Annotated in this window: 9 protein-coding genes; 6 read left to right on the plus strand and 3 right to left on the minus strand. The window is 66.3% G+C overall.

Going from position 1 to position 10,473, the window contains the following annotated elements; all coding sequences use genetic code 11:
* The first annotated feature begins 112 nt into the window (after positions 1 to 112).
* The 6 genes from mog to cysG all read left to right on the plus strand — a co-directional run bounded on the left by mog (position 113) and on the right by cysG (position 5,067).
* Positions 113 to 655 (plus strand): molybdopterin adenylyltransferase, encoded by a 543-nt coding sequence (gene mog, locus C5689_RS17815; RefSeq protein ID WP_108918582.1) that lies wholly within the window; start codon positions 113 to 115, stop codon positions 653 to 655.
* Positions 656 to 761: 106 nt separating this feature from the next.
* Positions 762 to 1,577, plus strand: coding sequence for a 4-hydroxy-tetrahydrodipicolinate reductase (gene dapB / locus C5689_RS17820; protein WP_108918583.1), 816 nt, complete (start codon positions 762 to 764; stop codon positions 1,575 to 1,577).
* Between the two features lie 39 nt (positions 1,578 to 1,616).
* Entirely contained in the window at positions 1,617 to 2,237 is a 621-nt protein-coding gene (locus C5689_RS17825) for a 2,3-bisphosphoglycerate-dependent phosphoglycerate mutase (protein WP_108918584.1), read from the plus strand.
* A gap of 32 nt (positions 2,238 to 2,269) precedes the next feature.
* Positions 2,270 to 2,893 carry an alpha-ketoglutarate-dependent dioxygenase AlkB family protein gene (locus tag C5689_RS17830; protein ID WP_108918589.1) on the plus strand — a complete coding sequence of 208 codons (624 nt, stop codon included), beginning with the start codon at positions 2,270 to 2,272 and terminating at the stop codon, positions 2,891 to 2,893.
* A gap of 166 nt (positions 2,894 to 3,059) precedes the next feature.
* Entirely contained in the window at positions 3,060 to 3,458 is a 399-nt protein-coding gene (locus C5689_RS17835; RefSeq protein WP_108918585.1) for a cytochrome c-554, read from the plus strand.
* Positions 3,459 to 3,660: 202 nt separating this feature from the next.
* Positions 3,661 to 5,067, plus strand: coding sequence for a siroheme synthase CysG (cysG, locus tag C5689_RS17840; RefSeq protein WP_108918586.1), 1,407 nt, complete (start codon positions 3,661 to 3,663; stop codon positions 5,065 to 5,067).
* 4 nt (positions 5,068 to 5,071) lie between these two features.
* On the opposite strand, the gene C5689_RS17845 is transcribed toward cysG, so the two are convergent.
* From C5689_RS17845 to recQ, 3 genes are all read right to left on the minus strand, one after another.
* Positions 5,072 to 7,078, minus strand: a complete 2,007-nt coding sequence (locus C5689_RS17845; protein ID WP_244594782.1) for a TonB-dependent siderophore receptor — start codon at positions 7,076 to 7,078, stop codon at positions 5,072 to 5,074.
* A 215-nt stretch (positions 7,079 to 7,293) separates the two neighbouring features.
* Positions 7,294 to 8,511 (minus strand): PepSY-associated TM helix domain-containing protein, encoded by a 1,218-nt coding sequence (locus C5689_RS17850; protein ID WP_108918587.1) that lies wholly within the window; start codon positions 8,509 to 8,511, stop codon positions 7,294 to 7,296.
* A 169-nt stretch (positions 8,512 to 8,680) separates the two neighbouring features.
* A partial coding sequence (recQ, locus tag C5689_RS17855; RefSeq protein WP_108918588.1) for a DNA helicase RecQ occupies positions 8,681 to 10,473 on the minus strand: 1,793 nt, incomplete at its 5' end.

Below are 10,473 nucleotides of genomic sequence, written 5' to 3' on the forward strand. Positions count from 1 at the left end.
CCCCCCCCCCCCCCAATTCGAAACGAGCGCAATTCGAAACGAGCGCCGCGCCCCGTCACAATCGACGGAGCTTTCGGTTGTCTCGCGTCCCGGACCCGCTATTGTGCGGGGCATGACAGAAAAGCAGGAAGCCGTCATCGGCGTCGTCACCGCCTCCGATCGCGCCAGCGCCGGCGTCTATGAGGACATCAGCGGACCGGCCATCGCCGCCTATTTCGAGAAGGTGCTGACGACGCCCTTCCGCATCGAGCGGCGGCTCATCCCCGATGGTTTCGAGAGCGTGCGCGACACGCTCATCGAACTCGCCGACAATTTCGGCTGCGACCTCGTCGTCACCACGGGCGGGACAGGACCCTCTCCCCGCGATCTGACGCCGGAGGCGACGCTGGCCGCGGCGCCGCGCGAATTGCCCGGCTTCGGCGAGCTGATGCGCAAAGTGTCGCTGGCGCAGACGCCGACCGCCATCCTCTCGCGGCAATTGGCCGCGCATCGCGGCAAATGCCTCGTCATCAACCTGCCCGGAAAGCCGGCCGCCATAGAGCTGTGCCTCGACGCCGTGATGCCGGCCGTGCCCTATTGTCTCGATCTCATCGGCGCGGCCTATATAGAGACCGATCCGGCGCGCGTCGTCGCCTTCCGCCCGAAAGGCAAATAGCCGCCCGATCGGGTGGGGCGTCTCCCCTTCTCTTTCGCGCATCGGGGCTGTATAGACTGGCCGCCGGCTCGAGTGAGGCCGCGCGGATTCAAGGGGGGCGAGCGTCATGAGCGATGTGCGGCTGGTCGTCGTCGGCGCCGCCGGCCGCATGGGCCGGATGCTGATCGCCGCCGCCGGCGAGACGAAAGGGGTCGCGCTGACCGGAGCGGTCGTGTCGCCCAATTCGCTCGTCCTCGGAGAGGACGCCGGCCTGCTGGTCGGGCGGCCCGCCAATGGCGTGCGGCTCTCAGCCGATGCGGCGGCCGCGCTGGCGACCGCCGATGTGGCCATTGATTTTTCGACGCCCGCGACGACAGTGGCGGCGGCCGGCCTCGCTGCGGCGCAGGGCGTCGCCCATGTCATCGGCACGACCGGCTTTTCGAGCGACGATCTCGCCGCGCTCGCCGTCGCGGCCGAGCGCGTTCCCGTGGTGCGCTCCGGCAATATGAGCCTCGGCGTCAATCTTCTCGCCGTGCTGGTGGAGCGCGCCGCCGAGGCGCTCGGCCCGGCCTGGGACATAGAAATCGTCGAAATGCACCACCGCATGAAGGTGGACGCCCCTTCCGGCACGGCGCTGCTTCTGGGCGAGGCGGCGGCGCGGGGGCGGGAGGTTTCCCTCGCCGAGCATAGCGCCCGCGCCCGCGACGGGCTCACCGGCGCGCGCCGCGAGGGCGACATAGGCTTCGCCTCGCTGCGCGGCGGCACTGTGGTGGGCGAGCATTCGGTGATTTTCGCCGGGGCGGGGGAGCGCATCGAGCTCGCCCATCGCGCCGAGGATCGCGGCATTTTCGCGCGCGGCGCCATCGCCGCCGCTCTTTGGACGCGAGGCCGGCCGGCCGGCCTCTATTCCATGGCCGATGTGCTCGGCCTCGCCGGCGCCTGATCGCGCGCCGCATCGTTCGATTCGAGGGACAAAGCCCGCATGGACCGCATTCTCGTCCTCCTCCGCCATGGCGAAAGCGAGTGGAACGCCAAGAACCTGTTCACGGGCTGGAAGAATCCCGATCTGACCCCCAAGGGGATCGACGAGGCGCGGCGGTCCGGACGCGAGCTCAAGCGCATGGATCTGCGCTTCAACATCGGCTTCACCTCGCTGCTGCTGCGCGCGCAGCATACGCTCGATCTCGTCTTTCAGGAGCTCGGGCAGAAGGATGTGCCGGTCATTCGCAGCCGCTCGCTGAACGAGCGCCATTACGGCGACCTCTCCGGCCTCAACAAGGACGAGGCGCGCCAGCAATGGGGGGAGGAGCAGGTGCGGCTGTGGCGGCGCTCCTATGACGTCGCGCCGCCCGGCGGCGAGAGCCTCAAGGATACGGTGGCGCGCGTGCTGCCCTTCTACTGCCAGGAGATTTTGCCGCGCGCCATGCGCGGCGAGCGCGTGCTGGTCGCCGCGCATGGCAATTCGCTGCGCGCGCTGGCCATGGTGCTCGATCGGCTGACGCCCGAATCTGTGTCTTCGCTCGAGATCGCTACCGGCGTGCCGATCGTCTATCGGCTCAATTCCGATTCGACCGTCGCGACCAAGGAAGTGCTCGACCGGTGACGCGCGGCCGCTCCGCGTCCGAGGGAGCGATCATGGCGGAGATGGAGCCGGGCGTTCGCCTCTATCGCGGCTATTTCGACGAGGCCGCGCAGACGGCGCTGCTGCGCGAATTGGAGAGCGTGATCGCCGCCGCGCCTTTTTTCACGGCGACCATGCCACGCACGGGACAGCCCTTCTCCGTGCGCATGACCAATTGCGGTCCGCTCGGCTGGCTCAGCGATCAGTCGCGCGGCTATCGCTATGAGGCGCGCCATCCCGAAACCGGCGCGCCATGGCCGCCCATGCCGCAAATGCTGCTCGACGCCTGGGCCGCGCTCGCCGATCATCCGCGTCCGCCACAGGCCTGCCTCGTCAATTTCTATGCGCCGGATGCGCGAATGGGACTGCATCAGGATCGCGACGAGGCCGATTTTTCGGCGCCGATCCTCTCGGTTTCTCTCGGCGCCGATTGCCGATTTCGCCTCGGCGGCGGCAAGCGCTCCGATTCGTCGCGCGTCTTCGCGCTGTCGTCGGGCGATGTGCTGACGCTGGGCGGGCCGGCGCGGCTGCGCTTTCACGGCGTCGATCGTCTGCTGCCGGAACTCGCGCCGAAGCTCGCCTCGTCGCTCTTTTCCGCGGGCGGACGCATAAATCTGACGCTGCGCCGCGTTACATAACTAGATTTCACGCTGCGTTCAGCGAGCGGAGCATATTGTCACCAATAGCGCTCCGATATAGTTTCCCGACCGCGGGATGAACGATCGGCGCTGGCGTCACGCCCGGGGCCGGAAAGACCAAGACAGTCGGTTCCCAGGGGACGACGCTTCGAGGAAAGGAACGAGGATGCATATCATTTCCAAACTGGCGCTCGCTGCGAGCGTCGCTTTCGTCGCCACGGCCGGCCAGGCGATCGCCGCCGGCGATCCCGCGGCGGGCGAGAAGGTCTTCAACAAGTGCAAGGCCTGCCACCAAGTCGGCGAGACGGCGAAGAACGCCGTCGCTCCCGAGCTCAACGGCATCAACGGCCGCAAGGCCGCTACGGTCGAGGGCTACACCTATTCCGACGCGCTCAAGGGCTCCGGCATCACCTGGGACGAGGCCGCCTTCAAGGAGTTCGTCAAGAATCCGAAGGCCAAGGTCGCCGGCACCAAAATGGTGTTCCCGGGCCTCGCCTCCGAGGCGGACCAGGACAATGTCTGGGCCTATCTCAGCCAGTTCGGCGCGGACGGCAAGAAGAAGTAATCCGAACCTTACGTTCGGTTGGCGAAAGCGGCCCTCGCGGGCCGCTTTTTCTTTTGCCGGATAGAGGCTAAATGCCCTCGTGATATGGTTTCCGACCGGCTCGCGCTGCGCTCGCCGCTTTCCTTTTCCCCGCGAGTGGGGAGTGGGGGAGGCGCCGAACGCTCGGCCGGAAACTTGATGACAGCGTGGAGAGAGAGCCGATTTGACGCGCAAGCCAGACGAAGTCCCAGCCGAGCTGATGCAGGAACTCGCGACCCTGCCGGTGTTCTACGCGCTCGAAGGGCGGCGCGTCGTCGTCGCCGGCGGCTCCGATGGCGCGGCGTGGAAGGCGGACCTCGCCGCCGCGGCTGGCGCGCAGGTCGATATCTTCGCGGCGGAGCCTTGTCCGCGCCTGAAGGCGGTCGCCGTGGCGCGGCCGCATCTCACGCTGATCGTGCGCGGCTGGCGCGCCGATGATCTCGCCGGCGCGGCCATGGCGCTCGCCGTCATCGAGGACGACGCCGAGGCGCAAGCGTTCCGCGACGCCGCCAAGGCGCATGGCGTTCCCGTCAATCTCACCGATCGGCCGGCGCTCAGCGATTTTTTGATGGGCGCCATCGTCAATCGCTCTCCGCTCGTGATCGGCGTCTCGACCAGCGGCGCGGCGCCGGCTTTCGCACAGGCGGTGCGCGCCCGCGTCGAGACTCTGATTCCGGCGAGCTTCTCCGCCTGGACGAAAGCGGCGCGCGCCTTTCGTCCGCGCGTGATGGCTTCCGGCCTCGATTTTTTCGCGCGCCGCGATTTCTGGCGGCGTTTTACGCGCGAGGCTTTCGCGCGCATCGAACATGCGCCGCAGGACAGCGACCTCGACGCTTTGCTCGAGGAGACGCGCCGCGCCGACGAAGCTTCCGCGCGGGGCCGCGTCACACTGGTCGGCGCCGGGCCGGGCGATCCCGAGTTGCTGACGCTGAAAGGGTTGCGCGCGCTGGTCGGCGCCGATGTCGTTCTCTTCGACGATCTGGTGCCCGCCGCCGTGCTCGATCTCGCGCGGCGCGAGGCGGTGCGCATCAATGTCGGCAAGCGCGGCTATGCGCCTTCGGTGAAGCAGGAGGAGATCACCGCTCTCTTGGTGAAGCTCGCCAAGGAAGGCAAGAATGTCGTGCGCCTCAAGGGCGGCGATCCGATGATTTTCGGCCGCGCCAATGAGGAGATCAAAGCCATTCGCGCCGCCGGCCTCGAGGCGGAGATCGTGCCCGGCGTGACGGCGGCGCTGGCGGCCGCGGCGGCGCTCGAAGTCTCGCTCACCAATCGCGACACGGCGCGCCGCGTGCAATTCGTCACCGCGCATACGAGCGACGGCAAATTCCCCGAGGACATAGATTGGCGCGCGCTCGCCGACAGTCGCGCGACGACGGCCGTCTATATGGGCAATCGCACGCTTCCCGCTCTGTCGAAGCGCCTGCTCGAAGAGGGCATGGACCCGGCGACGCCGGCTTTTCTGGTCGAGCGCGCCAGCACGCCGCAGCAGCGCATCATCGCCGGCACGATTCATGATCTGCCGCAGCGTGTCGCGCAGGAGACGCTCGAAGGACCTTGCCTCGTGCTGATCGGCGCGACGCTGCGCGGGTGAGCGCTCAATATTTGAACGATAAGGTCGCCGAGATCGAGCGCGGCTCGCCGCGATAGAGCGCGCCGCTGGATATGAAATTCGGCCGGTCGGTGAGATTGCTCGCGCTCACATCGAGCTTCCAATGCTCGTCGAAACGATAGCCGAGCGAGGCGCCGAGCATCTGCTGCGGCGCGAGCGTGAAACCATAGACATTCGGCAAGGTCGCTTCCGCCGCGCTCGCATAATAATAGCTCGCGCCGAGCTCCAATCCGCGCAGGACGTCCCATTCCGGCTTATAGTCGAGGCTGATGCTGAAGACGCGGCGCGGCGCGCCGAGGAGATCGCTGCCCGCTTGCGAAGGGACATTGGAGTCCTTGGCGACGACGGCGTGCAGAAAAGTGGCTGCGCTGCTCGCCTGAAGGCCGGGAAGAATTTCGGCGGAGAGATGGAGCTCGACGCCATGGCTGTGCTGTCGTCCGGTGACGAGAGAATAGAAGCCGCCGGGAGCGGCCGGATCGGCGATGGCGACATGGTCGCGCGTCACATCGAACAGGGCCGCCTCGAATCGCGCTTTAAATTCGGGAAAGCGCCGCTCGAAGCCGATCTCATATTGCGTGTCCTGCTGCGGCGGCGGCGCGTCGCCGCCTCTCACTCGCACCGAAATATTGGGAATGAGCGAGCGGCCGAAGGCCGCGAAGAGATGTGTCTCATCGTCCGGCCGAAACAATAGGCCGGCGCGTGGGCTGAAATAGCCGCGCGTTCCCTTGCCGAGCGTGGATGAGGATGTTCCAGAGAGCGCGCCGAAAGGATCGAAAGTGGTTTCGCGCTGCGCCAGGAGATCGTAGCGGCCGCCGAGAAGAATGCGCCATTGCGGCGACAGATCGATCAGATCCTGCGCATAGACGGAGCGGCTCCAGGCGCGCGCCGCGCCATTGGACCATTGCGCGCCGGAATAATCGACGCCGAGCGGATAGATCGGCGCGCCTATGTCGATGTTCGGCAGCGGATCGCGCGAGAATGTTTCGTCATGGCCGTAGAAATAATCCCAATGCTCGAGGCCGAGAAAGACGCTGTGGCCGACATCGCCCGTGGCGAAGCGTCCGTTCAGCCGCAGCTGCGCGTCGAAATTTCGCGACGCCTGATGCGTTCGCGCGGGGCGCCCGAGCGTCACCGAATGGAGGCCGTCATAGCCCCAGCCGAGAAACCAGCCGTATTTGCTGCCGTTCAGTGAATAATCGACGACCGATGTGAGTGACCAAGCGGCGTCGAAGGCGTGCTCATAGGTGAAGGTGAAGTCCGCCGAATTCGGCGTTTCATGCTCATTGGCCGGCTCGCCGGCATAGAAGGAGCGCGGCGCGTGCAGAAAGATCGGCGCGGCCGGGAGGCCGTCGTTATAGACGAAGCGCGCGGCGTGATATTCGGCGCGAAAGGTCGCCTTGTCCCCATTGTCGAGGACGAGCGTTCCTGCCGGCGCGACGAGAAATCCGCGCGAGCGCACATGATCGACGAAGCTGCCGACGCTCTGCGCGAAGCCTGTCATGCGAAACAGCAGCGTATCGGCGTCGTTCAGCGGCGCATTCACGTCGAAGGCCGTGCGATAGACGTCATATGCGCCGATCGTCGCCGTTCCACGCGCGAAGCTCTCCGTCGTCGGCGCCTTGCGAATATAGTTGGCCGAGCCGCCATAGCCGCCGAGCGCCTTGCCGAACAGCATGGCGGAGGGGCCTTTGTAGAATTCGACGTGATCGATCGTCGAGAGATTGACGTCCTGCGCGGCGAAGCCATGCGCGGCGCCGTCGAACAGAGTGAGCCCGCCGGGAAAGCCGCGCATCACGAAGCCCGGCGAATAGCCGGAATCGGCGACCGACGCATTGACGAAGACGCCCGCGACGTCCTTGCCGAGACTCTTCGCCTTGGGCGCGCCGCTGTTCTTGGTGTCGTCTCGCGCGCGCGCCTGCGCGGTAGCGCTATCTTCCGTCTGCTCTTCGCCGAGAGCGAGCGCCGGTAGCGCGAAGACCGAAATCATCGCCATGTCGCGCAGGCTACGACGCAGACGATAGGATGAAAGCGCGCTCGACAGCGCGCCTCGCCCTTCGCTCAGAGCCGAGAAAAAAAATGGTTCTGCGCGCGTCGCCGGAGAATAGGCGTCGGAACGAAACCTCACATGAACCTCACGACGATGCTCGCCCCGAACAGAGCAGCCGCTCTCTTATAACGCACTCTATTTCGACTCCTATCGCCAATCTGTCATGATACTTTCGCGAGACCTTTCTGGAGGTCGTGCGCGGACGAATGCGCCTTGCGCGCGGCGCGCTTCTTCCACCAGATATAGACGCCGGTGACGGAGAGCATGGCGATGACGAGGCCGAGCGCGCAGACGAAGATGCGATAGGGCAGGCCGAACACGCTCGCCATATGCAGGGCGACCAGCCAGGCGGTCAGCGTATTGCCGGAATGCTGGCCGGTCGGCAGATCGAGGCGGCGAAGCTCTCCGCTATAGGCGTCGAAGAAGATGGAGGTGGCGCCATGCCTGTCGCCGACGTCGCGCGACGAATGCACGCGATATTCGAACACGCCTTTGTTGCGCAACAGATAGAACGCCGTCACCGGCCCGGTGGAAAAGCCGTCGGCGGCGGCGCGTTCCTCCATCAGCCGCGCGCCGGTCGCCTGCGCGATTTCCCAGGAGAGCGGCGTCTTGTCGGCGCGCGGCTCTGCGTCTGGCGTCGCGGCCCATATCGGCTGCTCATAATGTAAGAAGAAGCTCGTCACGCGCGCATAGACGCCATTGAGATCCATATAGACGCTGGACCACGCGAAGATCAGCAGAGCGCCCCACATCCACAGGCCGCCGGCGCGATGCAGATCGAAATTGAGGCGATAGGCGGAGCTGCGAGTCTTCACGAGCCAAGCGGGCTTCCAGCGCGCGAGATAGGAGCGCACATTGGCGCGGCTCGGCAGGGGCAGTGTGAGATAGAAGGCGACGAAGCAGTCGATCGTCCAGACGAGCGCGACAATGCCGAGAATCCATGCGCCCACGCGGCCCATCGCCAGCTCGTAATGCAGGCTGTAGACGAAGGGCATTATGCCGGCGCGCGAGGTCGGCAGGCCGTTCCATTTTATGCGGTCGCCGAGCTCCTCTCCGGTGACGCGATCGAGCGCGATGCTGTCGAAGGCGAGCGGCGGCTCGCCGGGGCGCGCCTCGACGCCGATCTGCGCGACGCCTTCCTCGCCGAGATAGACCGTGTTCACGCGCGCATTGGGCGCGAGCGCCTCGGCGCGGCGCAGCAGCGCCGCCGGTTCTAGCTCCGCGCCGGCGTGGCGGCCGGGATGAATCTCTGGCGCAAAGAAATGATCGAGCTCGGGCAGAAAGGCGAGCATACTTCCGGTCAACCCGACGACGATCAGAAAGCCCGCCATCGTGAGACCCGCCCAGCGATGCAGCCACACCAAGATTGCACGATTCATAGATGGCCTCCTGTTTCGCTTCCGCCGCAACGAAAAGATCGCGCGCTTTTCAGCGAAGCGCAAATGTCACGGGAACCTCGCAGCGCGTCGGGAAATTTTGCCGGAGGTCATGTGACGGAGGCGGCCGGGACGAAGCTCGGCGCATATCGCCGTCGCCGAGACGGCGAGCTCAGCGCAGCGCGTCCGACAGCGCCTCGAGGAAGGCGTCGCCATATTGCGCGAGCTTGTGCTCGCCGACGCCTTGCACGCGGCGCATCTCGTCGAGCGTCGCCGGGCGGCGCGACGCCATCTCGATCAAAGTGCGATCGGGGAAGACCATATAGGCGGGCAGGCCGGCGTCGCGCGCCAGCTCGAGGCGCTTTTTCTTCAGCGCCGCCAGCACGCGCTCCTCCTGCGCGTCCAGCGGCGTCGCGCGCGGCGCCTCGCCGCGCTTGCCGCGCGGCGCCTTCGCTGTCAGCGGATCGCGGCGCAAGGAAATCTGCGCGCGGCCGAAGAGAATGTCCTCGCCCTTCTGCGTCAGGCGAAAGCCGCCATGCTCCGTGCTCGCCAGAGCGCGCGCGGCGAATAATTGCCGAATGATCGCGCTCCAATCCTGCTTGGAGCGATCCTTGCCGACGCCGAATGTCTTGATGCCGTCATGGCCGTTCCGGCGAATGGCCTCGCTGGCCTCGCCGATGAGTATATCGGCGAGATAGCCGGCGCCGAAGCGCTGCCCCGTTCGCATCGCCGCGGACAGCGCCTTTTGAGCGTCTATGGCGCCGTCATAGACTTGCACCTGGCCGAGACAAATATCGCAGCGTCCGCAGGGCGGACTCTCCTCGTCGAAATAGGCGAGCAAGGTCTGGCGCCGGCAGGAGGGCGTCTCGCACAGCATGGCGAGCGCGGAGAAGCGGTCGTGCTCTACGCGCTTGCGCTCCTCGGGCACTTCCTTTTGATCGATCTGTCGGCGGCGGAAGGCCATGTCGTCGAGGCCGTAGAGCGTGAGCGTGTCGGCCGGCAATCCGTCGCGGCCGGCGCGGCCGATCTCCTGATAATAGGATTCGACGCTGGACGGCATGTCCGCATGAGCGACGAAACGCACGTCCGGCTTGTTGACGCCCATGCCGAAGGCGATCGTCGCGACGGCGATAATGCCATCCTCTTGCAGGAAGCGATCCTGATTGCGATTGCGCAGCGTCTGCTCGAGCCCGGCGTGATAGGCGATGGTCTCGTGGCCCTGCTCGGCGAAGAAGGCGGCGAGCTTTTCGGTGGCGTCGCGCGAGGAGCAATAGACGATGCCGCTCTCGCCGCGGTGCTTGTCCAAAAAGCGCTGCAGCTGGCGGCGCGGACTGTCCTTGGCGGCGAAATTGAGCGCCAGATTGGGCCGGTCGAAGCTGTGCAGAAAGACGTGCGGGCTCGTCTGGAACAGGCGCTGGGCGATATCGGCGCGCGTCGCCTTGTCGGCGGTTGCGGTGAGGCCGACGACTTGCGCGCCGAGCGTCGCCGCCGTCGCGCCGAGCTCGCGATATTCCGGGCGGAAATCATGGCCCCATTCGGAGACGCAATGCGCCTCGTCTATGGCGAGCCGGGCGGCGCCGGCGCGTTGCAGCTCGGCGATGAGGCCGGGCATGACCAGCCGCTCCGGCGAGACGAAAAGGAGCCGCAATTCGCCGGTGCGAATGCCGCGGCGCGCCTCGTCATTCTCGGCGGCGTCGTTCATGGAATTGAGCGTCGCCGCCGGCACGCCATAGGCGCGCATCTGCCGCACCTGATCGCGCATCAGCGCGATGAGCGGCGAGACGACGACGGTGAGCTTGCCGTCGACGAGCGCGGGCAGCTGATAGCACATGGATTTGCCGCTGCCTGTGGGCATTATGGCGAGCACCGGCTCGCCGGCCAGCACGGCGGCGATGATCTCCGCCTGGCCGGGCCGGAAATCCTCATAGCCGAACACGGATTTGAGCAGCGCGCGCGCCTGCGGGG

Source organism: Methylosinus sporium (assembly GCF_003113265.1).
Taxonomy (GTDB): domain Bacteria; phylum Pseudomonadota; class Alphaproteobacteria; order Rhizobiales; family Beijerinckiaceae; genus Methylosinus; species Methylosinus sporium.